The organism is Duganella sp. GW821-FHT01E12, from assembly GCF_059422325.1.
In genome coordinates this window covers 1066941-1091688 of the sequence record NZ_JBWKWR010000002.1, presented here as the reverse complement: position 1 = coordinate 1091688, position 24748 = coordinate 1066941, and the positions used below count along the sequence as shown (strand labels likewise).

The window sequence follows — 24748 nt, the reverse complement described above, 5'->3', positions numbered from 1 at the left end:
GCGGGGCAACAGCCGTTGCGCGGGCGCATCGGGCGACTGCGCTGTGCCGGCGTACGAGCGATCGAAAGAGCTGGACGGCCTCGACGCGCCCCTTGATCCCCCGCAAATGCGGACTGCCGCTCGACGGATAAATTTCAGTCCTGCGGCTTTAATGGATACGTCCGAGTGGCACGGAATGGGTGAAGCGCGACGTCAGCGAGAGGCTGGCGTTGGACTTGATTGAGCAAGGAAAGACAGGACCGACCAGCCCAAACCGGCGCGGCTGGTGCTGCCGAACCTGTTGCGCAAGGAAGTGCGCGCGCCGAAGGTCAGCCTGCATTATGGCTCGAAAGATGGCGAGCCGCGCCTGACTGGCTGGGCCGCTGAGCAATGGCTCAAGCGCTTCGACATTGAGGAAGTTGAGCTGATGGCCTACAAAGCCAAGCTGCTGAACGAACCGAAGCTCACCGAGGCTACAACCCTATCCGATCGACTATGTTTCGCCGCGCCTATGTCGACCTCCAGCCGCCGGGCTTGCTGAGCGCGCGCAAAACAAAACACCCGCGTGCGGCGGGTGTTTTGACTTGTGGCCAGGATCTGATCAAGACTGCTTGCGGCGCAACGCGGCGCCCATCAGGCAAAGACCAGCTAACAGCATGGCGTAGTGTTCCGGCTCCGGTACGGGCGCGAGGGGATTGGCCGTCAGCGAGACTTTGTCATAATTCACTTGTACGCCTCCCGTGACGAATTCGATGCCCAGTTCTTGGCCGGCAAACGGATCGTTGATACCCGACGTGTAATTCAGGTTGACCGTACTGAAGGCTCCCTGCGTCAATACCACTGGATCGGTCACGGATGCGACTACGTGTCCGCCGGCCAGCAATTCAATTGTGTAGTCCGCAGCTGGGACGTCGGTGCGACGTCCTACGGCAACGGACAGGGCATAGGCCGTGTTATTGCTCAACTTGGAGGCCAGGGTCTGGGAAATGACGCCACCATTGCTGTACGCGACGTTGACGCCGTCAGGTGCGCCGCCAGGATAGTAGGCCGGGTCCCGGACATTCCACACGCCGCCGGAGCCGGTCACGGTCCAACCGGACAGTATTCCGGGACTCCAGGCGGTGTTGGGCCAATTATTCGTAAAGGTAGTGTCCGCTTCGAACGACGAATTGACGATCGCAACCGGGGTCGGTGCGGCAATGGCCCCTGCGGCACTGAACGCGCAAGCTACAAGGGCCGATTTGATAAGACTGAATTTCATCGAGATATCCTTATTAAACAAATGCGGAAATTGAGCATTTCGGGTTCGCTTTTTGACCAAATGGTTGCCCAAAAGGCAATTTCAATATTGTAGCATTGGTCAACCGAAAAATTTAACTTGTTAAATAAATATTTAAAGTCTCTTTTGGGGGAAATAAGCGGAATCTGCCCGAGTTAGCCCTGCGATGGGATGATGTTGGCTGAGATTGCATCAGGCAACAAAAAACCCGCGAAGCTTGTAGGCATGCGGGTTTTGAGATTTTATGAGACGGAGTAATACATGTTCATGGTGCCTCGGGCCGGAATCGAACCGGCACGCCTTGCGGCGGGGGATTTTGAGTCCCCTGCGTCTACCAATTTCACCACCGAGGCAGGTGTGTCGTCGCCAACTGCAACGCGACCCGCATTATCACTGATTTGCCTGCATGCCGCAACCCATGATGCGGAATTTATATGCCGGTCGCGCCGCCTCAGATGACGAAGCCGATGCCGTCCCTGGCCAGCACGCGCTGCATGTGGGCCTTCTGGTCGGCGCCGACCGCCTGGCGCAGCGTGTATTCCTCGCCGAAGGTGTTCTCCGCCGTCATGCGCGCCTTTTCCTTGGCCAGGTAGGCGTCCATGCCGCAGATGAACTTGGCCGGGTTGCCGGCGTAGACCGCGTTCGGCTGCACGTCGCGCGTCACCACCGAGCCGGCGCCGATGATGACGTTGTCGCCGATGCGCACGCCCGGCATGACGATGCTGCCGGCGCCGATGAAGACCTTGTTGCCGATCGAGACGTTTTTGATCTTAGTGTAGTTCAGGTGCATCTTGGTGCTGGCGTCGTGCGCCAGCACGTGCACCCGCGGCGCCAGCGTGACGTTGTCGCCGATGTCGATCAGCCAGTAGTGCGAGTCGTCGATGATGCAGCCTTCCAGCATGTGGAAGTTGGCGCCCACCTTCATGCCGTTCTTGCGGAAGTGCTCGATGGGATCGGGCTTGTCCTTGGGCCAGCCGATGGTGGCCTTGAGGCATTTCTTGATCACGCGCTTCAATGTCTGTTTCATGTCCATCCTTGTAGGTATGCGGGGGCGGGCTTGCCTGCTCGGCAACGCCGTCATCTTACACCGCCGCGCCGCCGCCGTTCATCCCGTTTTTTTGCCATTGGCGCACGCGGATTGACCGCCCGTCGCAATCGCCGGATCTTGCGCGCGGTCTTTGCTAATCTGCATCCGTCTACCGCTGATTTGAAAATGCAGCGGTGGCTCCCCGGCAGTTTGCAGCACTCGATAATCTTACGGAGCACACCATGAAAACCACTCTCTTCGGCGTAGTCGCCGCCTTGGCTTTTGCCGCCATCCCCGCCGCCCACGCCGACGATGCCAGCGTGCACATCAAAGGCGGCGTCAGCCGCATCCATCTGTTACAGGGCGACTTCGCCGACTACAGAAATGCGTATCAGTTGACCAACGGCCAGGTCTTGACCTTCAGCCAGCGCATGACCCGCTACTACGCCCAGCTCGACGACAGCCAGCGCGTGGAAATCTTCCCGATCGCCAAGGACAAGTTCGTCACCGCCACCGGCACCCGCTTCGAATTCAGCGACGCCGAGAACGTCGGCGTGGCCAACTTCGCCCGCCTGCCGCAGGCCAAAGCCATCGGCGAGACCATCGTCGTCGCCCGCCGCTAAACCATCCTTCCACCTATCGGAGCAAGACCATGAAAACCACTCTGTTGAGCTTGGCTGTAGCCGCTGCCTTGTCCGTCGCCGCCGTCGCCAGTGCGGCGCCCGATGCCGTCCCCGCCAACGCCGCCGGCGAGAGCGTCAAGATCAGCGCGAACCGTTATCACATGGAGCCGCAGGAATTCCAGGAATACCAATCCTCGTACCATCTCAGCAATGGCGACACCATGCGTTTCACGCGCCAGGTCGGCCGCTTCTACAGCGAGGTCAAGGGCCAGCGGGTGGAGATCTACGCGGTGGGGCCGGCGGAATTCATCACCCGCACCGGCGCGCGCATGAGCTTTGCCGATGACGGCGACACCCTCACCGTCAGCAACTACGAGCGCCTGCCGATGATGGCCAGGCTGCCGGCCAACACCACCGTCATGGCCAAGCGCTGATGGCGCGCGGGGCGCGGCCCCGCAAGCTGTCCACGGCCCCGTCGATCGGGGCCGTTGCTTTTTGCATGGTCAGTCGGCGCGGCGGTACAGGCGGAAGCGCTCGTCGCGGTCGGCCGGGCGGCGGCCTTCCCACAGCAGCTTCCATTGCTGGTCGCGGTAGCGTGACGGGATCTCGCGCTCGTCGCGCAGCTTGATGCTGTCCTGCAGCAGCAGCAGGTCGCACGGGGCGCCTTCGACGCCGGCGAACGGCAGCTGGGCGTAGTAGGCGAACGAGGCGCGCTGGGCCGGGCCGACGTTGGTCTCGATGCAGCGGCTGCCGGCCGGCAGCTTGTCGGCGATCTGGCGCGCGACGATGGCGTAGCTCTTGCTGTAGTTGACGTCCGGCAGGAACAAGGTCATCAGCAGGATCCAGATCAGGATCAGGCCGCCGGACGACAGCACCACGGCGCGCCACAGCACGGCAGGCTGGCGCGAGATGCGCCAGTGGACCAAGGCGAACCAGCCGGCGGTGGCGGCCAGCGCCACCAGCAGGGCGATCCAGCCCAGCTCGGGGTGGAAGCCCGGCACCAGCTTGAGCGCGTTCTTGGCGGCCTTGGGCGGCCAGCCGGTCAGCTTGGCGATCCAGAACACCCAGATCACGGCCGCGCACAAGGTCAGCGCCATCACCGAGAACCAGTCGATGGCGTTGATGGCGCCGCGCTTCATGGTCAGCAGGCCGAAGGCGGCCATGATGGCCAGCGGCGGCAGCAGCACCAGCAGCTGGCCTTGTTCGGGCTGGCCGTTGAACAGCGTCAGCAGCGCGCCCATGGTGACGAAGGCCAGCGGCACCACGATGTGCAGCGCGCGGTGCTGGCGGCGCCAGGCCCACACGGCCCAGCCGGCGAACGGCCACGCCGGCCAGAAGAACCAGACGCCGACGCGGAAGAAGAATTTGAGCGAGAGCATGCTGGCCATGCCGAACTGGCCCCAGTTCCAGTCCAGCCAGGCGTTCAGCGGCAGCTGGTGGTAGGGTTGCAGCGCCTGCGCCGGCAGCAGCCACAGCGCGGCCACGGCGCCGCCCACGGCGATGGTGGCGCCCAGGTCGCGCATCGCGCGGATGGCGGGCTGGTCGAGGAAGCGGGTGCAGGCGAACAGGGCCAGCATCAGGCACACCGGCGTGACCCAGCCGCGCGTCAGGGTCAGCAGGCCGACCGCCAGGCCGCTCAGCGCGGCGTTGCGCAGCGACGGGCCTTCCACGTAGCGCACGGTGCGGTACAGCAGCAGCGCCACCAGCGACACCTGCAGCGCTTCCGAGGTGGTCTCGTGGCTGTGCAGCAGCAGGCCCAGGCAGCCGAGGTAGATCAGCACGGCGGCGTCGGCCAGGGTGCGGCCGAAGTCGTCCGGCTCGGGCTGGCCGCCGAAGGCCAGGCGCAGCGGCTGCGCGTCCTGCCGACGCCCTAAATTAAAGGTGGCGTACCACAGCGACAGCACGCCCAGCAGGAACACGCCGACCGTGCCCACGCGGGCCGCCAGCACGTCGCCCATCAGCCAGCCGAACAGCTTGATGCCGAGCGCGCCCAGCCAGAACGCCAGCGGGCCCTCGTCCGGCATCGACAGGCCGGCGATGTTGGGCCACAGCCAGTCCTGCCAGGTGCCGTGGGCCATGGTCCACATGATGCCGAAGCTGGCGGCGTCGTCGTTCTTCCACGGGTCGCGGCCGATCAGTCCGGGCAGGATGTACAGCAGGCCCAGGGCGAACAGGGCCCAGCGCGGCAATGCCAGGGTAGCGGCGGCGGGAAGACGGACTGGCTTCATCGATCGGTGTGCAAGTGAGAGGTGAACGGGAGTATGAAGGAAAACGGGCAGGGCCAACAAACAAAAAAAGCAGCCAGAGGCTGCTTTTTTGTTCATCGCGGCGAAAATCAGCCTTGTGCGACTTGGGTCTTCGAGCCAACGGCGCCGAACTTCTGGCGGAATTTCTCAACGCGGCCAGCGGTGTCGACGATCTTGTGCTTGCCGGTGTAGAACGGGTGCGATTCAGCCGACACCTCGATCTTGACCAGTGGGTATTCCTTGCCGTTGTGTTCGATCTTTTCACGGGTCTGGATGGTCGAGCGGGTGATGAATTTGAAGTCGCACGACAGGTCGTGGAACACCACTTCGCGGTAATCTGGATGGATTTCTGGTTTCATTTTGAAGCCTTCGGTTAGTTAGGTAGCCAAACAGCACTTCGTCGGTCGGTCCTGCTTCTTGACCCGATTGCCGCTCACTTGCCAGAGTTAAAATTGATGCGATCGGGGATTATACCGGCGTTAACGCAAACAGGCAACCGCATGGGTTGCCTGTTTTTCATGATTGCTAGCCTGACTAATTAGCCGCGGCGGTGGAGCAGGGGTTTCGTGCGGCGCAGCCGCGCGCCTGCGGAACGGCTGGGCCTTGCAAGGCCCAGCTCCCCTGAGGCACTGCGGCTTTAGCCGCCTCGCCTCATCATGTCGAAGAACTCACCGTTGTTCTTGGTGGCCTTCATCTTGTCGAGGATGAACTCCATCGCCTCGATCTCGTCCATCGAGTACAGCAGCTTGCGCAGGATCCAGATCTTCTGCAGCTGGTCCGGCTTGATCAGCAGTTCCTCGCGGCGGGTGCCCGATTTGTTCAGGTTGATCGCCGGGTAGACGCGCTTCTCGGCCAGGCGGCGCTCCAGGTGCACCTCCATGTTGCCGGTGCCCTTGAATTCCTCGTAGATCACGTCGTCCATGCGCGAGCCGGTTTCGATCAGCGCGGTGGCGATGATGGTCAGCGAGCCGCCTTCCTCGATGTTGCGGGCGGCGCCGAAGAAGCGCTTGGGGCGCTGCAGCGCGTTGGCGTCCACACCGCCGGTCAGCACCTTGCCGGAGGCAGGGATCACGGTGTTGTAGGCGCGCGCCAGGCGGGTGATCGAATCCAGCAGGATGATCACGTCCTTCTTCATCTCGACCAGGCGCTTGGCTTTTTCCAGCACCATCTCGGCGACCTGCACGTGGCGGGTGGCCGGTTCGTCGAAGGTCGAGGCGACCACTTCGCCGCGCACCGAACGCTGCATCTCGGTCACTTCCTCGGGACGTTCGTCGATCAGCAGCACGATCAGCGTGCAGTCCGGATGGTTGGCGGTGATCGCGTGCGCGATGTGCTGCAGGATCACCGACTTGCCGGACTTGGGCGATGCCACCAGCAGGCCGCGCTGGCCCTTGCCGATCGGCGCGATCAGGTCGATGATGCGGCCGGTGATGTTCTCGGTGCCGTTGATGTCACGTTCCAGGCGCAGCGGCTCGTTCGGGTGCAGCGGCGTCAGGTTCTCAAACAATATGCGGTGCTTCGACGCCTCCGGCGATTCGCCGTTGACCTTGTCGACCTTGACCAGCGCGAAGTAGCGCTCGCCATCCTTCGGGGTGCGCACTTCGCCCTCGATCGAATCGCCGGTGTGCAGGTTGAAGCGGCGGATCTGCGACGGCGAGATGTAGATGTCGTCGGTGGAGGCCATGTAGCTGGCGTCCGGCGAGCGCAGGAAGCCGAAGCCGTCCGGCAGCACTTCCAGGGCGCCGTCGCCGAAGATTTGTTCACCGGATTTCGCGCGCTTTTTCAGGATCGCGAACATCAGCTCCTGTTTGCGCAGACGCGCCGCGTTGTCGATGTCAAGACCGATGGCCATCTCCAGCAATGCCGAGACGTGTAGGGCCTTTAATTCAGATAGATGCATATGTGTTGAGTGTCCCGTGACGGGAAAGTAAAGGTAGGGGAGGGAACTGCGTGGTTGTCTCTAAGTTATTAAACGGCGCCACGGGCGCGGCGCCGTTTTTTGCAGCGTCATACTATCTTACTTAGATATTGCTGTCGATGAAAGAAGTCAGCTGGCCTTTTGCCATTGCGCCAACCTTTTGCGCGGCTGCCACGCCGTTCTTGAACAGGATCAGGGTCGGGATGCCGCGGATGCCGAACTTGGCAGGCACGGCCTGGTTCGCGTCCACGTCCATCTTGGCGATCAGGATCTTGCCGTCGTATTCCTTGGCCACTTCTTCCAGGATCGGGGCGATGCTCTTGCAGGGGCCGCACCATTCGGCCCAGAAATCGACCAGCACCGGGCGGTCGGATTTCAGCACGTCGGCGTCAAAAGAAGTATCGGTGATGTGTTTGATATTTTCGCTCATATATTCCTCAATCGAGGTCTGTGGGGTCAATAACGCCTGTGACATGCCGTGTTGTTCGCGTGCCTTCAACGTTGCCGGTTACAGGCAGCAGATGGTGGCCAATTGCGCGAATTCAATGTCTTGGAAGGGATGGCAACAAGGTCGGCAGGCGGGGATGGCGTAAATAATAACCCATTTTTTAAAAATGTGCGGCAGATTGTAGAAACCATCTAAACTATTTGCCCGGCCGGCCCGGCGGCGGCCCGGCGGCGGGGCCGGCGGGCGGCCCGCAGCGGGTGGCGGCGCGGGCCATCAGGGCGGCCAGCGTCTCGCTGGCCAGCGGCTTGGAGCAGGCGTCCAGGATGGCCAGCCCCTGCGCCTCGGCCAGCCGGGCGGCGGTGCGCAGCACGGCGCCGTCCACGCCCGACAACAGCACCACGCAGCCGCCGTACTGCTGGGCCGCGGCGGCGCGCAGGAAGTCGATGCCGTCCATGGCCGGCATGCTCAGGTCGCAAATCAGCAACTCGGGCGGGCGCAGGCGCAACTCCACCAGCGCGCGCCGGCCGTCGGTCTCGCGCAGCACCTCGTGCTGGCCGAGCTCGGCGATCATGTCGGCCAGCAGTTCCAGCATGAACTTGTCGTCATCCAGCAGCAGTACCCGCATGGCGTGTCACCTAGTTGTCGTCGGCGAAAGTGGTGTTGGTCATGATTTGTTCGGTGATCTGTTCCAGCAGCACCCACAGCTGCGCCAGGATGGCCGCCGCCGCGCGTTCCGGCATGCCCTCGGCCGGCAGCTGCTCCAGCTGCAGCATCAGCTCGCCCATGCCCAGCGCGCCGACGGTGCGCGCGGGCGACTTCAGGCGGTGGCCCAGCTCGCGCACCCGCACCAGGTCGCCCTTCTGCAGCGCCCGTTCCATCTGGGCCAGGCCGTCCTGGGTGTTGTGCAGGAACTTGAAGGCGAACTTGCGCACCTTGTTCGGATGATAGCCCAACAGCTTGGCCAGGATCGACAAATCGATCACCGCCGGATCGCCGCCCAGCGTGGCCTTGAAGGCCGGGCGGGCCGGCGCGGGCGGCGCCTCGCGCTGGGCCTCGCCGCTGCGCAGCGGCAGCCAGTTGGCGATGGTCTGGTACATCAGCGACGGCTGGATCGGCTTGGAGATGAAGTCGTCCATGCCGGCCTCGATGCAGCGCACCCGGTCCTCGTTGGTGGCGGTGGCGGTCATGGCCAGCACCCGCATGTCGGCCAGGCTGGGGTCGGCGCGGATGCGGCGGGTGGTCTCCAGGCCGTCCATCAGCGGCATCTGCACGTCCATCAGCACGCAGTCGAACACGGTCTGGCGCAGCAGCTCGAGCGCCTCCATGCCGTTGGCGGCCAGGCACACCGAGGAGCCGACCTCCTCCAGCATCTCCAGCGCGATCTGCTGGTTGAAGGTGTTGTCCTCGACCAGCAGGATGCGGGCGTTCTTGAGCGCCGCCATCACCGCCGCGCTGCGCGAGGAGGCCAGCAGCTCGGCGGCGGCGTCCTTGACGCGGTCGATCAGCGCCGGCAGCGTCGCGCTGGAGATGCCCAGGCGCGCGGTGAACCAGAAGGTGCTGCCCTGGCCCGGCCGGCTGCGCACGCCCACCTCGCCGCCCATCAGCTGCGCCAGCTGCTTGCAGATAGCCAGGCCCAGGCCGGTGCCGCCGTATTCGCGCGTGGTCGAGGTGTCGGCCTGCTGGAATGACTGAAACAGCTTGCCGATCTCGCTCTCGGACAGGCCGATGCCGCAGTCGCTGACTTCGAAGCGCAGCAGGCAGCCGTTGGCGTCGCCCACCACCTGGCGCACCCGCACCTCGATGCGGCCCTTCTCGCTGAACTTGATGGCGTTGTTGGTGTAGTTGATCAGCACCTGGCCCAGCCGCAGCGGATCGCCGCGCAGCACCCTGGGCAGGTTGGGGTCGAGGTCGAACACCAGCTCCAGCTCGCGGCCGGCGGCCTTGGGCGCGACCACCGTGGTCAGGGTCTGGATCACGTGGTCGAGCGAGAAGTCGACCTGCTCGATCTCCAGCTTGCCCGCCTCGATCTTGGAGATGTCGAGGATGTCGTCGATGATGCCCAGCAGGTGCTCGCCGGCGAAGCGGATCTTCTCCAGGTAGTCGCGCTGGCGCGGATCGAGGTCGGTCTTGAGCGCCAGGTAGGCCATGCCGATCACGCCGTTCATCGGCGTGCGGATCTCGTGGCTCATGTTGGCCAGGAACTGGCCCTTGGTCTGGCTGGCCTCCTCGGCCAGCATGCGCGCCTGGTTCAGCTCCTCGGTGCGGATCGCCACCCGCTCCTCCAGGTGCTCGTTCAGTTCGCGCAGCTGGTCCTCGCCGCGCTTGCGGTCGGTGATGTCGGTCAGGCTGGCCACCACCAGCGGCACCACGCCACGCTCGTCGGGGATGGGCTCGGCGTTGACCGACAGCCAGTGCACCTCGCCGTTGGCCTGGCGCACGCCCATCACCACGTCGCGCACCGACACGCCGGTGACGATGGCCAGCTGCACCGGATGGCTGGCGGCGTCGAACGGCGTGCCGTCCTCGCGCACGCCGCGCCACAGCATGCCGCCGTCGACCGCCAGCGAGTGCGCCAGCATGCGCGCGGCGGCGGCGTTGCTCTCCAGGATGCGGCCGTCGCCGTCGACCATCACCAGGCCGTTGGTGACGGCGTTGAAGATCGACGCCAGCCGCTGGCTGGAGCTGCGCAGCGCGCTGTCGGCGTGGCGGCGCGCGGTGATGTCGGTGAGCATGGCCAGCGTGCCGGCGTAGTGGCCGGCGTCGGAATTGATGACGGTGGTCGACAGCAGGCACCACACCACGCTGCCGTCGCGCCGGCGGAAGCAGACGTCGCCCTGGCAGGCCTCGCCGGCCAGGCGGCGCTGCAGATGCTGCTTGAGCAGGGCGTGGCCGTCGTCGTCCATGAAGTCGGTCATGGCGCGGCCCATCATCTGCTCGATCTCGTAGTCCAGCATGCGCGCCATGGTGGGGTTGACGAAGCTGGTGCGGTCGTCGGCGCCGGTCATCCAGATGCCCTCGGCGGCGGTCTGCACGATCAGGCGGTAGCGCTCGGAGCTGGCGTGCAGCGCCTCCTCGGCGCGCTGGCGCTGGGTCATGTCGCGCAGCGCCATCACCACCAGCTCCTGCCCGGCCAGCATCACCGGGGCGATGTGCACCATGGCCGGGAAGCTGCCGCCGTCGGCGCGGATCGCGCTCAGCACCCGGCCCGGCAGGTTGGGGCGCGAGAACAGCTCGCGCGTGCGGCCGTTGCTGCGCATCGCCTCCGGCGCCAGCTGCTCGACCGAGCATCCGGCCATCGTGCCCTCGTAGCCGAAGCTGCGCGCGCAGGCCGGATTGGCGTAGCGTACCCGCCCGCTCTTGTCGGCGATCAGCATGGCGCCCGGCGTGGCGTCGATGATGGCGCACATGCGCGCCTCCTCGGCGGCGGCGCGCTCGCTGATGTCGGCCATGGTGCCGGTGGCGCGCAGCGGCCGGCCGGCGGCGTCGCGCTCGACGATCATGCCGCGCGCCAGCACCCAGATCCAGCCGCCGTCCCGGGTGCGCATGCGGTGCTCGCTGAAGATCTGGTTGTTCAGGTCCGAGGCGCTGGCCTGGTGCTCCTGGATGCTGCGCTCGACGCGCGCCTGGTCGTCCGGATGCACGTGCGACAGCCACTGTTCCAGCGTCGGCGCGAACTCGCCGGCGTCGTAGCCCAGCAGCGCGCCGTAGCGCGGCGACAGCGTCAGCGTGCCGGTGTCGAGGCGCCATTCCCACATGCCCTCGCCGGTGCTCTCCAGCGCGAAGCTGGCGAGGCGCTCGGCGTCGCCCAGTTCCGCGCGCGCCGCCCGCAGCGCGGCCGCCTGCCGCCGCAGGCGCCACAGGCCGGCCGCCGTCAGCAGCAGCACCAGCGCGGCCGCCAGCGCGCCGGCGTAGCGCAGCAGGCGGTCGCTGGCCTGCGGCTGGTACAGGAAGCCGTCCAGCTTGAAATCGGCCGGCAGCATGCCCTGCTCGATGTAGGTGCGGGCGATGGCCTGCCAGCGTTCGGGATTGCTGTAACCGAGTTCGATCAGGCCCTGCTCCAGCAGCGGCGCGATGTGCTGGGCCTCGTACATCAGGTGCTCGCGGCTGTGGCGCTCGGGATAGCGGGCCCGTATCAGGTCGGCGATCTCGCCCGGATGCGCCATCGCGTAGCGCCAGCCGCGCAGCGTGGCCTCGCGCAGCGCCTGCGCGCGCATCGGATGTTCGCGCAGCTCGCTCTCGGTGGTGTACAGCGTGTCGCCGTAAAAATCGTCGCCCAGCATGCGCGCCGACAGCAGCTCGTAGCCGACGTTGCCGCGTTCGAGCAGGTAGGGCGCCTCGGTCAGGTAGACCGACATGGCGTCGACCCGGCCCTCGACCAGGTCGTCGGTGTTGTAGCTGTGCGGGATCTGCGTCAGGCTGTCGGGCCGCACGCCATACTTCTTGAGCAGGATGAGCAGCTCCTCGTTGTTCGGCGCCAGCATCACGCGCGAGCCGGCCCAGGGGCGGGCCTTGCCGCCGGCGTCGTGGCGCACCAGCAGCGCGCTGGCCGAGTGCTGGAAGATCGAGGCCAGCGCCACCACCGGCTGGCCGCGTCCGCGCGCCACCAGCAGCGAGGTGTTGCCGACGCCGTACTGGGCGCGGCCCTCCAGCACCGACAGGGTGGGATCGACGCCGGGGCGCGCCTCGATCAGCGTGACGTCGAGGCCGACGTCGCGGTAATAGCCCTGGTCCTGGGCCGCGTAGTAGCCGGCGAACTGGAACTGGTGCATCCACTTGAGCTGGATGCTGACCTTCTCGGCCGCCAGCGCGCCGCCGCACGCCAGCACGAGCGCAGCCGCCGTCAGGCTGCGGGGCAGACGGCGCCAGAAGAGGGTCCGGCCGGACCTGGGGCGGCGGTGCAACAAGAGCTTCCCTTTCAATCCGCAAGGCATTGCTGGTATTTATGCTGTGGCCGGGCAACTATAGCATCGAAGGTTGGGCCCCGGTCGGGAAAGTTGTAAGAACTGTACCGCAGCCCCGTGCCCTACTGCGCGAAGCTGCCGGCGAACTGGTAGCGGTGGCCGGGATGCCACATGGTGGCGATGGAGGCGACCTGGCCGTTGGAGCGGGTCTGGCGCTTGAGCACCAGGCAGGCCTGTTTGGTGTCGATGGCCAGCATCTCGGCGATGTCGCGCGGCGCGGCCAGCGCCTCGATGCTGTAGGTGGCGCCCTGCAGCGGCGCGGCCTTCATCAGGTATTCGTTGGGGGTGATGGCGGCGTAGTCCTGCTCCATGTAGTCCGGCGCGCACAGCGGATTGGCCCAGCGGTCCTCGACCTGGATCGGCACGCCGTTCTCGAAGTGCACGATCACCGAGTGGAACAGCGGATGGCCGGCCGGCAGGTCGAACTGCTTGGCCATCAACTCGCTGGCCTTGACGCGCTCGAGCTGCTGCAGGCTGCTGCGGTGGGCGTGGCCGCGCGCGCGGATCTCGTCGGCGATGGATTTGATCTCCAGCAGCGTGGCCTGGTACTTCTGCTGCGCGACGTAGGTGCCGGAGCCCTGGCGGCGCGTGAGGATCTGGTCGGCGGTGAGCTCGCGCACGGCGCGGTTGACGGTCATGCGGGAGACGCCGAACTGTTTGACCAGCGCCTGTTCGGACGGGATCACGTCGCCTTCCTTCCAGGTGCCGGCGGCGATCTGCGCCACCAGATAGTCCTTGATGCGCTGGAATATGGGGGTGCTGTCTTGCAGGGTTGGTTCGTCGTCCAAACGGTTTCTCCGAGGGCGCGCCTCATTGGCGGCAAGCGGACATTTTAGCATCGCGTGCTGCTCCGACGTACAATCTGCAATTCAAAAGCAAGAGCCGGAGTGCGTCGCCGCGCGGCGCTGGATAGGATGGTGGCATTCCTTATCCGATCATGGAGTCTGAGATGGGCAAGACCGCAAACAAAGAGCTTACACAGGCCGCCTACCGGGGCGACGAGCAGCGCTGGGCCGCCGTGACGCAGCGCGACGGCGGCGCCGACGGCGTGTTCTGGTACTCGGTGCGCAGCACCGGGGTGTACTGCCGTCCGTCGTGCGGCGCGCGGCCGGCGCTGCGCAAGAACGTGGCCTTCCACGACAGCCGCGAGGCGGCCGAGCAGGCGGGCTTCCGTCCCTGCCTGCGCTGCAAGCCGGACCAGCCGCCGCTGGCCGAGCGCCAGGCCGCCATCGTGGCGCAGGCCTGCCGCCTGATCGACGAGGCGGCCGCCGACGACGGCACCGCGCCGGACCTCGACAGCCTGGCGGCGGCGGTGGGCGTGAGCCGCTTCCACTTCCACCGCATGTTCAAGGCGGTGACGGGGATCACGCCCAAGGCCTACGCCAACGCGCGGCGCGCGCGCCGCGTGCAGGCCGGGCTGGCGGGGCAGGCCTCGGTGACGGACGCGATGTACGCGGCCGGCTTCAATTCCAGCGGACGGTTTTATGCGCAGTCGCCGGCGGTGCTGGGCATGACGCCGAGCGCCTTCCGCGCCGGTGGACGCGGCGCGCAGATCCGCTTCGCCATCGGCGCCTGCTCGCTGGGCGCGATCCTGGTGGCCAGCACGGAGCAGGGCATCTGCGCGATTCTGATGGACGACGATCCCGATGTGCTGGTGCGCGATCTGCAGGACCGCTTCCCCAAGGCGGAGCTGATCGGCGCGGAGCCGGAGTATGAGCAGGTGGTGTCGCGCGTGGTGGGCATGGTGGAGCGGCCGGAGCTCGGCCTCGACCTGCCGCTCGACGTGCGCGGCACGGCCTTCCAGCAGCGTGTGTGGCAGGTGCTGCGCGGGATACCGGCCGGGCGCACCGTCAGCTATGCGGAATTGGCGGAGCTGGTCGGTTCGCCCAAGGGCGCGCGGGCGGTGGCGGGGGCGTGCGCGGCCAACGCGCTGGCGGTGGCGATCCCTTGCCATCGCGTGGTGCGCAACGACGGTTCGATCTCCGGCTACCGCTGGGGTGTGGACCGCAAGGCCGCGCTGCTGGACCGGGAGGCGGGCAAATGAAGAACGGCGAGTTCGATTTCGGCGGCGGCGCGGCCGAGCGCAAGCCGCGCAAGACGCCGCCGGTGAGCGTGGCGCCGGCCGCACCGGCCGCGCCGCCGGCTGGCAGCGCTGTCCCGGCGGGCGCGGACTCCGCCGCCAACGCGCTGGCGCTGGCCAACGCCCGCAAGGCGGTCGGCGCGGCGGCGGGCATCGCGGTGCACGTGGCGGGGCTGGACTGGCAGGGCATCGCCGATGAGCTCAACGCGCACGGCTACGCCATCGTCCCCGGCATGCTGACCGCCGACGAATGCGTCGTCATGGCCGCGCAGTACCAACAGGCGTCGCTGTTCCGCAGCCGGGTGGTGATGTCGCAGCACGGCTTCGGCAGCGGCGAGTACCAGTACTTCCGCTATCCGCTGCCGTCGATGATCTCGGCGTTGCGCCAGGCGCTGTATGGTCCGCTGGCCGACATCGCCAACCGCTGGCACGAACTGATGGAGATGGATGCGCGCTTCCCGCCCGACCACGCCGACTTCCTGGCGCGCTGCCACGCCGCCGGCCAGCAGCGTCCCACGCCGCTGATGCTGCAATACGGCCCCGGCGACTACAACTGCCTGCACCAGGACCTGTACGGCGAACACGTGTTCCCGCTGCAGGCCGCGATTTTGCTCAGCCAACCGGGCAAGGACTTCGAAGGCGGGGAGTTCGTGCTGACCGAGCAGCGTCCGCGCATGCAGTCGCGGGTGGAGGTGGTGCCGCTCAAGCGCGGCGACATGGTGATCTTCCCGGTCAACCACCGGCCGGCGCAGGGCGCGCGCGGCGTCTACCGGGTGGCGATGCGGCACGGCGTGAGCCGGATACGCTCAGGCTCGCGCCACACGCTGGGACTGATTTTTCACGACGCGACCTGAGGCGCTTCAGTCATGCGTGACGATGTTTTTCGGACACTGACAGCACGGTTAGTATGTGGTTGACAGTGCTGACAATATCCTTCAAACTACCGTCACCACTCATCTCTTGAGGTGTCATTAAGTTGGCTCCTCTTGAGACGGAAAAGCCGCTCTTATGGGCGGCTTTTTCACATTTGGAGAGATGAACTCAGTGGTATCAACTATTCCGAAGCCCCCTCTACGGATCGCCGTCTACATCGATGGCTATAACCTCTACTATGGACGGTTAAGGGGGACTAATACAGTTGCCGGACGTAGTACCCACAAACAAGAAGCCAATTCATAAGCCACCGCACTGGTGAGACCAGGCAGCGAAGTATCGACGGCGTTGAGGGCCAGTGCTTGGCTAACTCAGGCGACGGATTGCACGCTTTTCTGCGTCTGGTACAGGCGCGCGTAGATGCCGTGCTGCGCCAGCAGCGCATCGTGGCTGCCGATTTCCGCGATGCGGCCGCCGTCCAGCACCACGATGCGGTCGGCGTTTTCGATGGTCGACAGGCGGTGCGCGATGACCACCGTGGTGCGGCCCTGCATCAGCACCTCCAGCGCCGCCTGCACCAGCCGTTCGGATTCCGTGTCCAGCGCGCTGGTGGCCTCGTCCAGGATCAGGATGGGCGCGTTCTTGTACAACGCGCGGGCGATGGCCAGCCGCTGGCGCTGGCCGCCCGACAGCCGCAAACCATTCTCGCCGACCGAAGTCTGATAGCCGTTGGGCTGGCGCTCGATGAACTCGTGCGCATGGGCCGCGCGCGCGGCCGCCTCGATGCGCTGCATCGACGGCTCCGGATCGCCGTAGGCGATGTTGTTGGCCAGCGTGTCGTTGAACAGCACCACGTCCTGGCTGACCAGTGCGATCTGCCTGCGCAGCGAGGCCATGGTGTAGTCGCGCAGGTCGACGTCATCGAGCTTGATGCTGCCGGCGCAGACGTCGTAGAAGCGCGGCAGCAGGCCGGCCAGCGTGGTCTTGCCGCTGCCCGAGCTGCCCACCAGCGCCACCGTCTCGCCGGCGGCGATGTCGAGCGAGACCCGGTCCAGCGCCGGCTTGGCGTCCGGGTCGGCGCTGTAGCGGAAGCTCACTTCCTCCAGCGCCAGGCGGCCCACGGCGCGCTCCACCGTTTTGGTGCCGGTGTCGGTTTCGGATTCGGTGTCGATCAGGCCGAACACGGATTCGGCGGCGGCCAGGCCGCGCTGCAACGGTTCGTTAATCTTGGTCAGGTTCTTGATCGGCGACTGCATCGCCATCAGCGACGACATGAAGGCCACGAAGGCGCCCGGCGTCAGCGCGCCGGCATGCGCGCGCAGCAGCGCGAAGTAGATCACCGACGACAGCGTGATCCCGATCAGCAGCATGATGATGCCGGAGTTGAGCGCCGAGGTGGCCGCATGCTTGACCGCCAGCTGGCGATTGATCTTGACCACGCCGTCGAAGCGGGCCTGCTCGTAGCGCTGGCCGCCGAAGATCTTCACCACGCGCTGGCCGCTGATGCTTTCGTCGAGCACATTGGTCAGGTCGCCCATGGCGGCCTGCGCGCTCTTGCTCAGGTGGCGCATGCGGCGGCCGGCGAAGGTGACGATGATGGCCACCAGCGGCAGCAGCCCAAGGCAGAACAGGGCCAGTTGCCAGTCGACGATGAACAGCGTGGCCAGGTAGCCGACGGCGGCGACCGAATCGCGCACGGCCACGTTGAACACGGTGAGCACGGCCTGCGCCACTTGGGCGGCGTCGAAGGCCACGCGCGAGAGCGTGGTGCCGGTGGACGATTGGTCGAAATAGCCGTTCGGCAGGCGCATGACGCGGGCGAACATCAACTCGCGCAGATTGGCCTGCACCCGGCTGCTGAGCCACGCGGCGCCGTATTCGGCCACGAAGCTGGAGCACATGCGCATCACGGCCAGGCCCAGGATCACCGCCGGAATCGACCACAGCGCCGCGTTGGCCGGATCGTTGGGCAGCAGGCGGCCCAGCCATTGCTGCACCTCGGCCAGCAGCCCGGCCGCCGGACGGGGCGCCAAGCTGTGCGTGGGAGCGAGCGCGTCGACCACGTTTTGCAATTGGCGGATCAGCAACACGTCGGCGGCGGCGGCCATGCCGACCGCGAACAGGGTGAGGGCGCCGAGCCACATGTAGGGACGGAACTGCTGGAGCAGGCGTAGGTAGAGTAATCGGCTGGACACGTGAGGTGATTATCGGGCGGCAAAGACTGCATTGTAACCGGCTTGCCCAGCCGCGAACGCAAGGCGTCGCGTTGCGCAATCGAAACACCCCCGGCGAGGAAAACCTTTACCTGGCCAGAAATTACTTTAATGCAAAAAACCGTGGGCTAGAATGAATTCGCACAGCGATAGTTTCCTTCTGTACTTAGCCAGAGAGGTGATATGGATCTGCAATTGCTCTTTACGCGACGGCGCCTGGCGCTGTTGCTTGCCGCGGCGGCGCTGGGCGGCGCCACGCTGACGGCGCGGGCCGAACTGGCCATCATCGTCAATCCGCAAAATCCGGCCACCCGCATGTTCCCCTCGCAGGCCGCGCAATTCTTCCTTGGCGGCTCGGTGCTGTTCACGCCGGTGGAGCAGGCGGAAAGCTCGCCGCTGCGCGCCGAGTTCTGCAAGAAGGTGCTGGAGAAGTCGCCGGCCCAGGTCGAGGCGATCTGGTCCAAGATCGTCTTCACCGGCAAGGGCAAGCCCCCCAAGGAATACAAGAACAGTGCCGAAGTCAAGAAGGCCGTGGCCGAGAACGTCAGCGCCATCGGCTACATCGAAAAATCGGCGGTGGACGACACCGTCAAGGTCGTCGCGATCGTCCCTTGACCCGCGTGTTCCCTTTACTGGAGTCTGCTCGATGAAAAAAACACTGATAGCGATGGCATTGGCCGCGCTGGCCGGCGCGGCCGGCGCCACCGACCTGACCGACGACGGCACGCTCAAGCTGACCGGCTTCTACAACCTGACCGGCGCGCGCGTGCTCAGCGGCAAGGCGCAGGGCAGCGGCGCGCCGTGGGACTACATGCAGTGGAAATGTCCCTGCACGGTGCAGAACTGGGAGTATGCGGCCGTCTACGAACGCAGCGAGGGCTGGCAATTCAACCAGGAGTCGCTGGTCGGCTTCCAGCTGAAGAAGGAATTCTCGCCGACGCTGTCGGCCACGGCCCAGGTGCTGGTGCGCGCGCACAATCCCGGCCACGGCCTGACGCCGACGCTGGACTGGGCCTACCTGACCTGGCAGCCGTCCGCCGATTCGGCCTGGACCTTCCAGGCCGGCCAGTTCCGCATCCCGCTGTACTACTACAGCGACTACCTGTACATCGGCTACGCCTACCCGTGGGTGCGGCCGGCGCCGGACGTCTACGGCTGGCCGATCTACGCCTACCAGGGCGCCAACGCCAGCTACCGCACGCAGCTGGGCCAGTCCGACTGGGCCGCCACCTTCCATATGTGGGCCGGCGGCTACACCCAGCACAACGACACCTACGACACCAAGATCTACTACGCCACGCCGACCCATGAATCGTGGAAGAGCATGGTGGGCGGCTATGTGTCGGCCAACAACGGCATCTTCGACGTGCGCGCCATGCTGATGCACTACAAGGACACCACCTGGCAGGACAGCCCGGCCGGCAAGGTGTACTTCGTGGACGGCCAGAGCACGCGCATCGCCGGCCTGTCGGCCAACGTCGACTACAAGAACTGGCTGGTCAAGTCGGAGCTGGACCGCTACGAGCAGGTCGACGCCGGCAAGGGGCTTAACAACGTCTACAAGTACGCGCTGGTCGGCGTGGGCTACCAGTACGAGGCGTGGACGCCGATGTACACCTTCTCGCGCTACACCACCGTCAACGAGCCTATCGAGGCGCGCAACACGCAGTACCTGTCGCTGCGCTGGGACTTCCGCAAGAACACCGCGTTCAAGGTGCAGTACGACGTGAGCAAGGACAAGTCGCACTACAGCTACCCGTTCTTCGGCGATTCGCGCCTGTTGTCGGTCTCGCTGCAAGGCACCTTCTAGACGTTGCGTTTGGCGGGTTGTGCGCTACACTCTGTTCTTGCTTCCGAATGGAGAGTATCGATGCGCACAATCCCGTTTTCGCCCGCCCCGCTGGCCGCCGCCGTCAGCCTGGCCTTGTCCGCCGCCCTGCCGCTGGCGCAGGCCGACACCATCATCGACCACGCCAACGGCTACACGCTGAACGCGGCCGGCACCCTGCAGCGATTCAGTTCGCTCGCCTTCGATGACCTGGGCCGCATCGTCGCGGTGGGCAGCGAGCGCGAGACGGCGATCCGGCTGCCGAAGGCCGAGCACATCGACGCGCAGGGCAGGACCCTGCTGCCGGGCCTGATCGACGCCCACGGCCATGTGTTCGAGCTGGGCGAGATCGCCTCCGGCGTGGAACTGTTCAGCGCCACCTCGCTGGGCGGCGCGGTGCGGACGGTGGCGGAGTTCAGCCGCACGCATCCCAAGCACGCGTGGCTGGTGGGCTTCGGCTGGAACCAGGAAATATGGAAGCTGGGCCGCTTTCCCACCGCCGCCGAGCTGGACGCGGTGGTGAACGACCGTCCTGTGCTGCTGCGCCGTGTCGACGGCCATGCCGTGTGGGTCAACACCAAGGCGCTGGAGATGGCCGGCGTCACGAAGGACACGCCGGACCCGAAAGGCGGGCGGATCGAACGCGACGCCTCCGGCAAGCCTAGCGGCGTGCTGGTGGACGCGGCCATGGAGCTGGTCGACAAGGTGGTGCCGCTGCCCACGCCGGTGGAGGCGCGCGCGCGGCTCGATGGCGCGCTGGCCGCGCTGGCCAAGGTCGGCCTGACCAGCGTGCACGACGCCGGCATCCGCGTGGTGCAGGACGACCTGTATCGCGACTATGCGGACCACGGCAAGCTGACCACGCGCGTGTACGCGATGATCGGCGACACCACGGCCGATTTCGACGAGCTGTCCAAGGAGGGGCCGCTAAAATCCTACGGCAACGACGTGTACGCGCTGGCGGCGGTCAAGCTGTACGCGGACGGCGCGCTGGGCAGCCGCGGCGCGGCCATGCTGGCGCCGTACAGCGACATGCCGTCGACCAGCGGCCTGCTGTTCTATCCGAACGCGGAGATGCTGGCCAAGATGAACAAGGCCATGAAGGCGGGCTATCAGGTCAATATCCACGCCATCGGCGACGCCGGCAACCGCCAGATCCTCGACGCCTACGCGCAGCTGATCCCGAAATACAACAACGTCGAACTGCGCCACCGCGTCGAGCATGCGCAGGTGGTGGCGCTGGAGGACATCCCGCGCTTCAAGGCGCTGGGCATCATCCCGTCGATGCAGCCGACGCATGCGACCTCGGACCAGAACATGGCCGAGCAGCGCGTGGGGCATGAGCGCATCAAAGGCGCGTATGCGTGGCGCACTTTCCTCGACCAGGGTTCGCGGATCGCCTGCGGATCGGACTTCCCGGTGGAGTCGCCGAATCCGTTCGAGGGGCTGCACGCGGCGGTGACGCGGCAGAACAACGCCGGCGTGCCGGCGGGCGGCTGGTACAAGAACCAGGCGATGACGCTGACCGAAGCGTTCCGCTGCTTCACGCTGGACGCGGCCTACGCGGCGCACCAGGAAAACGTCATCGGCACGCTGGAGCCGGGCAAGTGGGCCGATTTCATCCTGATCGACCGCGACCTGTTCAAGGTGCCGGCCGAGCAGATCGGCAAGACGCAGGTGCTGCAGACCTGGATGGGCGGCAAGCGGGTGTACAAGAAGCGGGCGGATTAATCGTCGGCGTGCTGCTTCAGCCATTGCTGGCCTTCCGAAGTCAAGCGGTAACGCTGCTTACTGCTGCGGGGTTTGTCCGGGAACTTCATCTGTACGAGTCCCGCTTGAATGGCCGGTAGTAGATAGGCCAAGCGGAAATGGTCGTCATCCTTCAGCCCTAGCGCTTGCTGAAGTTCCTGGCGTGGGCACTCACCGACCAGCAGCTTGATCAGGCGTTCGACTTCCGGGGTAACTTCGGGGGTAACTTCCGGGGTGACTTCCGGGGTGCTGGACTGATCAATGGGCCACTGAGCCAGTTTGTGCACCGGTAGCCTGACCAGGCAGCCGCTCCGATCGTCGTCGGTGTCGAACTGCGGCGGTGGCGAACCATTCGCTGCCATCGCCTTAAAGATTTTGGGGACGCCGGTGGAGCGCCCCTCGGTCAGGCCGAGTTCCTTCAGGAATTCTCCGATGCGCCGGTTCCGGTAGCGATGGCAGGTGGCATGTCCGGCGATCCAGTCCGGCAGTTTTATCGACCTGTCCGGCCCCGGATAGCTCAGTATCATTATTTCGTCGCGCATGATGCGCACTTCGATCGGCTCCCGTTCTTGATACGAGCGATGATAGACCGCGTTGACCACCGCTTCTTCTATGGCAGGGTAGGGGAAATTCCATACCCGCGTCGCCTCGGCGCGATCGGGATGCTTCAGGATGGTCTGGTGAAGGTAGTTGCGCTCGATGTAGCCCAGGGCCTCGCGGGTAGTCCGAGCCAGAGGGCCCTTGAATATCTTTTCATCAAAGTGGTCGCCGCCTGGGCCTTCCGGGAACCAGACCACGTCGATCTGCGTGTACGGAAAGAACCGGTCTGGCGTCTCGCTAAAGAACATGAGGCCGACATTCTTGGGACAGGGACATTCGCTGGGGCCGTCTACCACGTTCATCTGGCGGCCCAGCTCTTCGATCGAAAGCGCGTTCGCGTAGTCCGCCAATGCGCTGCCCACCTCTTGAAGATAGGCCAACATCAGCGGCTTGGAGAGATCGCTTAGCTGCGCCTGTCGTGCCATCCGGTCGTCGAACGGCACGTTGGCGGTCAGGCTCAACAGCTCCTGCTTGCAATCGCCCCGCGCTTCAACGGTGCTGCTGTAGCGCCGAATGTAGTAGTGCCAGCTCTTATGCCGGGATGACACTGAAGACGGCGCCTTGTACGGACGATGCATGCCGCCCGGCGCATGCAATACGAGCAGCTTGCGGTCATCCACGTCGCAGATCGCCAGGCTGGGGAAGTAGGGCGGGCGTATCTGCTGGCATGCGGCCAGCAATTCCCGCTGGATTTTGTCGATCTGGCTCTCCGCCAGTCCTGCAGGCGGCGCGACCGGCCGGCCGCTGGCATCGCAGTCCTGGCCGATGATGACGTAGCCGCCGCCGAGATTTTCAAAGTCGTTGGCGAAGGCGCAGAGGGTGCGGATGATCGCGTCGGGATTCCATGCGGCGTTGTATTCAATGCGTTCGCTTTCCACTGTGCGATGGCGCAACAGATTCTGTACGTTGATTGGCAGGGCAACCATATTGAGGCTCCGGGTGAGCGTGCGCCGGCGAATGCTGGCAAGATATCGAGAGCAGATGATCTATTTGACAAGCTCAAGAAGCATTCGTTCCCCAGCAACCGCCTAAAAATCGGTTGACTTGGTTGTATATACAACTTATCCTTTGAGGATGCGCTGGCTGCGCGCGCGTTGTTGCGCCCGCCGCCGGTCCCACTCACTCAGGAGCAGGAGCCACCATGACGACCCATTTAGACAGCGATCCACGTTTCGACGCCAGCCGCGAAATCCGCGCCCCACGCGGACCAGAACGCACCTGTAAAAACTGGGGCGCCGAGGCGGCCTACCGCATGATCCAGAATAATCTGGACAAGGAAGTGGCGGAGAACCCGAAGCATCTGGTGGTCTACGGCGGCATCGGCCGCGCGGCCCGCAACTGGGAGTGCTACGATCAGATCCTGGCTTCGCTGCGCGAGCTGGAAGACAATCAAACCCTGCTGATCCAGTCCGGCAAACCGGTGGGCGTGTTCGAAACCCACGCGGACGCGCCGCGCGTGCTGATCGCGAACTCCAACCTGGTGCCGAAGTGGGCCAACTGGGAACACTTCAATGAACTGGACCGCAAAGGCCTGTTCATGTACGGCCAGATGACGGCCGGCTCGTGGATCTACATCGGCACTCAGGGCATCGTGCAGGGCACCTTCGAGACCTTCGCCGAAGCGGGCCGCCAGCACTTCGGCGGCGACCTCAAAGGCCGCTGGGTGCTGACCGCGGGCCTGGGCGGCATGGGCGGCGCGCAGCCGCTGGCCGCGACCATGGCCGGCGCCGTGTCGCTGACCATCGAGTGCCAGCAGAGCAGCATCGACTTCCGCCTGCGCACCCGCTACCTCGACAAGCAGGCCGCCAGCATCGACGAGGCGCTGGAGATGATCAAGCTGCACAAGGCCAATGGCGACGCCATCTCCATCGGCCTGCTGGGCAACGCGGCCGACGTGCTGCCGGAGCTGGTGCGCCGCGCGAAGGCCGGCGGCATCGTGCCGGACGTGGTCACCGACCAGACCTCGGCCCATGACCTGATCAACGGCTACCTGCCGCAGGGCTGGACCGTCGAGCAGTGGAAGGCCGCGCAGCACGACGCCGCCCGCCACGAGGAACTGAAGGCCGCCGCCACCGCCTCCTGCGCGGTGCATGTGCAGGCGATGCTGGACTTCCAGGCGCTGGGCGCGAAGGTGGTCGACTACGGCAACAACATCCGCCAGGTGGCGTTCGACCACGGCGTCAAGAACGCCTTCGACTTCCCCGGCTTCGTGCCGGCCTATATCCGTCCGCAGTTCTGCGAAGGACGCGGCCCGTTCCGCTGGGTGGCGCTGTCCGGCGACCCGGAGGACATCTACAAGACCGACGCCAAGATCAAGGAGCTGTTCCCGCACCACGCCAACGTGCACCGCTGGCTGGACATGGCGCGCGAGCGCATCGCCTTCCAGGGCCTGCCGGCGCGCATCTGCTGGCTGGGACTGGGCGAGCGCCACATCGCCGGCCTGGCCTTCAACGAGATGGTGCGCAACGGCGAGCTGAAAGCGCCTATCGTCATCGGCCGCGACCACCTCGACACCGGCTCCGTCGCCAGCCCCAACCGCGAAACCGAAAGCATGAAGGACGGCACCGACGCCGTCTCCGACTGGCCGCTGCTGAACGCATTGCTCAACACCGCCGGCGGCGCGACCTGGGTGTCGCTGCACCACGGCGGCGGCGTGGGCATGGGCTATTCGCAGCACTCCGGCGTGGTGATCGTGGCCGACGGCACCGACGCCGCCGCCAAGCGCCTGGCGCGCGTGCTGGTCAACGACAGCGGTTCGGGCGTGATGCGCCACGCCGATGCGGGATACGAGACGGCCATCGCCTGCGCCAAGCGCAACGGCCTCAATCTGCCTATGGTCCTATAGGGCGGGAAGCCGCCCTTGCAGGGGCGGCCCGTTCCGCAGGCGGGCGGCATGCCGCCCGAATTCCCTGCTACACCAATGA

20 protein-coding genes and 1 tRNA gene are annotated in these 24748 nt (G+C 65.6%); 9 read left to right on the top strand and 12 right to left on the bottom strand.

All coding sequences use genetic code 11. The features are described from left to right. The first annotated feature begins 265 nt into the window (after positions 1–265). On the top strand, positions 266–520 hold the full coding sequence (locus tag AC07WS_RS10150; RefSeq protein ID WP_494728912.1) for a hypothetical protein: 255 nt from the start codon (positions 266–268) through the stop codon (positions 518–520). A 60-nt stretch (positions 521–580) separates the two neighbouring features. On the opposite strand, the gene AC07WS_RS10145 is transcribed toward AC07WS_RS10150, so the two are convergent. The 3 genes from AC07WS_RS10145 to AC07WS_RS10135 form a co-directional block, all read right to left on the bottom strand. Continuing rightward, complete coding sequence (locus AC07WS_RS10145) at positions 581–1240, bottom strand: PEP-CTERM sorting domain-containing protein (protein WP_494728911.1); 660 nt, start codon at positions 1238–1240, stop codon at positions 581–583. A gap of 286 nt (positions 1241–1526) precedes the next feature. Next, positions 1527–1611, bottom strand: a tRNA-Leu gene (locus AC07WS_RS10140). 98 nt (positions 1612–1709) lie between these two features. Further along, positions 1710–2285 (bottom strand): acyltransferase, encoded by a 576-nt coding sequence (locus tag AC07WS_RS10135; RefSeq protein ID WP_494728910.1) that lies wholly within the window; start codon positions 2283–2285, stop codon positions 1710–1712. A gap of 242 nt (positions 2286–2527) precedes the next feature. On the opposite strand from AC07WS_RS10135, the gene AC07WS_RS10130 reads away from it, so the two are divergent. Together AC07WS_RS10130 and AC07WS_RS10125 are read left to right on the top strand one after the other, a co-directional pair. After that, the gene (locus AC07WS_RS10130) at positions 2528–2908 is read left to right on the top strand and encodes a gel scht (RefSeq protein ID WP_494728909.1); all 381 of its coding nucleotides are present in this window, start codon (positions 2528–2530) and stop codon (positions 2906–2908) included. Between the two features lie 29 nt (positions 2909–2937). Further along, a complete protein-coding gene (locus tag AC07WS_RS10125) occupies positions 2938–3342 on the top strand; it encodes a hypothetical protein (RefSeq protein WP_494728908.1) in 405 nt (134 codons plus the stop codon). A gap of 69 nt (positions 3343–3411) precedes the next feature. Here AC07WS_RS10125 and AC07WS_RS10120 read toward each other — a convergent pair whose 3' ends face one another. The 7 genes from AC07WS_RS10120 to hutC all read right to left on the bottom strand — a co-directional run bounded on the left by AC07WS_RS10120 (position 3412) and on the right by hutC (position 13320). Then, positions 3412–5136: an ArnT family glycosyltransferase gene (locus tag AC07WS_RS10120; protein ID WP_494728907.1), complete on the bottom strand. Its 1725-nt coding sequence runs from the start codon at positions 5134–5136 to the stop codon at positions 3412–3414. A gap of 107 nt (positions 5137–5243) precedes the next feature. Next, positions 5244–5513, bottom strand: a complete 270-nt coding sequence (locus AC07WS_RS10115) for a type B 50S ribosomal protein L31 (protein WP_117013937.1) — start codon at positions 5511–5513, stop codon at positions 5244–5246. A 278-nt stretch (positions 5514–5791) separates the two neighbouring features. Continuing rightward, positions 5792–7054, bottom strand: a complete 1263-nt coding sequence (rho, locus tag AC07WS_RS10110; RefSeq protein WP_116991848.1) for a transcription termination factor Rho — start codon at positions 7052–7054, stop codon at positions 5792–5794. A gap of 121 nt (positions 7055–7175) precedes the next feature. Then, entirely contained in the window at positions 7176–7502 is a 327-nt protein-coding gene (gene trxA / locus AC07WS_RS10105; protein WP_008452390.1) for a thioredoxin TrxA, read from the bottom strand. Between the two features lie 214 nt (positions 7503–7716). Beyond that, positions 7717–8145, bottom strand: coding sequence for a response regulator (locus AC07WS_RS10100; protein WP_494728906.1), 429 nt, complete (start codon positions 8143–8145; stop codon positions 7717–7719). Positions 8146–8155: 10 nt separating this feature from the next. Continuing rightward, the gene (locus AC07WS_RS10095) at positions 8156–12424 is read right to left on the bottom strand and encodes a PAS domain S-box protein (protein WP_494728905.1); all 4269 of its coding nucleotides are present in this window, start codon (positions 12422–12424) and stop codon (positions 8156–8158) included. Positions 12425–12543: 119 nt separating this feature from the next. Next, a complete protein-coding gene (gene hutC, locus AC07WS_RS10090; protein ID WP_494728904.1) occupies positions 12544–13320 on the bottom strand; it encodes a histidine utilization transcriptional repressor HutC in 777 nt (258 codons plus the stop codon). A gap of 98 nt (positions 13321–13418) precedes the next feature. On the opposite strand from hutC, the gene ada reads away from it, so the two are divergent. Beyond that, positions 13419–14525, top strand: coding sequence for a bifunctional DNA-binding transcriptional regulator/O6-methylguanine-DNA methyltransferase Ada (ada, locus tag AC07WS_RS10085; protein ID WP_494728903.1), 1107 nt, complete (start codon positions 13419–13421; stop codon positions 14523–14525). Next, positions 14522–15415: a 2OG-Fe(II) oxygenase gene (locus AC07WS_RS10080; protein WP_494728902.1), complete on the top strand. Its 894-nt coding sequence runs from the start codon at positions 14522–14524 to the stop codon at positions 15413–15415. Before ada ends, AC07WS_RS10080 begins: the two co-directional genes overlap by 4 nt. A 390-nt stretch (positions 15416–15805) precedes the next feature. Here AC07WS_RS10080 and msbA read toward each other — a convergent pair whose 3' ends face one another. Beyond that, a complete protein-coding gene (msbA, locus tag AC07WS_RS10075) occupies positions 15806–17629 on the bottom strand; it encodes a lipid A export permease/ATP-binding protein MsbA (protein WP_494728901.1) in 1824 nt (607 codons plus the stop codon). Positions 17630–17830: 201 nt separating this feature from the next. Here msbA and AC07WS_RS10070 point away from each other — a divergent pair, with 201 nt between their 5' ends. From AC07WS_RS10070 to AC07WS_RS10060, 3 genes are read left to right on the top strand one after another with little or no spacing between them, the layout of a single operon-like run. After that, positions 17831–18262, top strand: coding sequence for a type 2 periplasmic-binding domain-containing protein (locus AC07WS_RS10070; RefSeq protein WP_494728900.1), 432 nt, complete (start codon positions 17831–17833; stop codon positions 18260–18262). Between the two features lie 31 nt (positions 18263–18293). Beyond that, entirely contained in the window at positions 18294–19457 is a 1164-nt protein-coding gene (locus AC07WS_RS10065) for a hypothetical protein (RefSeq protein ID WP_494728899.1), read from the top strand. Positions 19458–19517: 60 nt separating this feature from the next. Continuing rightward, on the top strand, positions 19518–21206 hold the full coding sequence (locus tag AC07WS_RS10060) for an amidohydrolase (RefSeq protein WP_494728898.1): 1689 nt from the start codon (positions 19518–19520) through the stop codon (positions 21204–21206). Here AC07WS_RS10060 and AC07WS_RS10055 read toward each other — a convergent pair. Next, positions 21203–22750 (bottom strand): RNA/DNA-binding domain-containing protein, encoded by a 1548-nt coding sequence (locus AC07WS_RS10055; RefSeq protein WP_494728897.1) that lies wholly within the window; start codon positions 22748–22750, stop codon positions 21203–21205. The genes AC07WS_RS10060 and AC07WS_RS10055 overlap by 4 nt on opposite strands. Before the next feature lie 215 nt (positions 22751–22965). Here AC07WS_RS10055 and hutU point away from each other — a divergent pair, with 215 nt between their 5' ends. After that, entirely contained in the window at positions 22966–24669 is a 1704-nt protein-coding gene (gene hutU / locus AC07WS_RS10050; RefSeq protein WP_494728896.1) for a urocanate hydratase, read from the top strand. Positions 24670–24748: the final 79 nt, after the last annotated feature.

Bases quoted from the DNA above. Each gene is read 5' to 3' on its own strand.
- AC07WS_RS10145 (WP_494728911.1), bottom strand. From the start codon at position 1,240: ATGAAATTCAGTCTTATCAAATCGGCCCTTGTAGCTTGCGCGTTCAGT.
- AC07WS_RS10135 (WP_494728910.1), bottom strand. From the start codon at position 2,285: ATGAAACAGACATTGAAGCGCGTGATCAAGAAATGCCTCAAGGCCACC.
- AC07WS_RS10130 (WP_494728909.1), top strand. From the start codon at position 2,528: ATGAAAACCACTCTCTTCGGCGTAGTCGCCGCCTTGGCTTTTGCCGCC.
- AC07WS_RS10125 (WP_494728908.1), top strand. From the start codon at position 2,938: ATGAAAACCACTCTGTTGAGCTTGGCTGTAGCCGCTGCCTTGTCCGTC.
- AC07WS_RS10120 (WP_494728907.1), bottom strand. From the start codon at position 5,136: ATGAAGCCAGTCCGTCTTCCCGCCGCCGCTACCCTGGCATTGCCGCGC.
- AC07WS_RS10115 (WP_117013937.1), bottom strand. From the start codon at position 5,513: ATGAAACCAGAAATCCATCCAGATTACCGCGAAGTGGTGTTCCACGAC.
- rho (WP_116991848.1), bottom strand. From the start codon at position 7,054: ATGCATCTATCTGAATTAAAGGCCCTACACGTCTCGGCATTGCTGGAG.
- trxA (WP_008452390.1), bottom strand. From the start codon at position 7,502: ATGAGCGAAAATATCAAACACATCACCGATACTTCTTTTGACGCCGAC.
- AC07WS_RS10100 (WP_494728906.1), bottom strand. From the start codon at position 8,145: ATGCGGGTACTGCTGCTGGATGACGACAAGTTCATGCTGGAACTGCTG.
- hutC (WP_494728904.1), bottom strand. From the start codon at position 13,320: ATGCTAAAATGTCCGCTTGCCGCCAATGAGGCGCGCCCTCGGAGAAAC.
- ada (WP_494728903.1), top strand. From the start codon at position 13,419: ATGGAGTCTGAGATGGGCAAGACCGCAAACAAAGAGCTTACACAGGCC.
- AC07WS_RS10080 (WP_494728902.1), top strand. From the start codon at position 14,522: ATGAAGAACGGCGAGTTCGATTTCGGCGGCGGCGCGGCCGAGCGCAAG.
- AC07WS_RS10070 (WP_494728900.1), top strand. From the start codon at position 17,831: ATGGATCTGCAATTGCTCTTTACGCGACGGCGCCTGGCGCTGTTGCTT.
- AC07WS_RS10065 (WP_494728899.1), top strand. From the start codon at position 18,294: ATGAAAAAAACACTGATAGCGATGGCATTGGCCGCGCTGGCCGGCGCG.
- AC07WS_RS10060 (WP_494728898.1), top strand. From the start codon at position 19,518: ATGCGCACAATCCCGTTTTCGCCCGCCCCGCTGGCCGCCGCCGTCAGC.
- AC07WS_RS10055 (WP_494728897.1), bottom strand. From the start codon at position 22,750: ATGGTTGCCCTGCCAATCAACGTACAGAATCTGTTGCGCCATCGCACA.
- hutU (WP_494728896.1), top strand. From the start codon at position 22,966: ATGACGACCCATTTAGACAGCGATCCACGTTTCGACGCCAGCCGCGAA.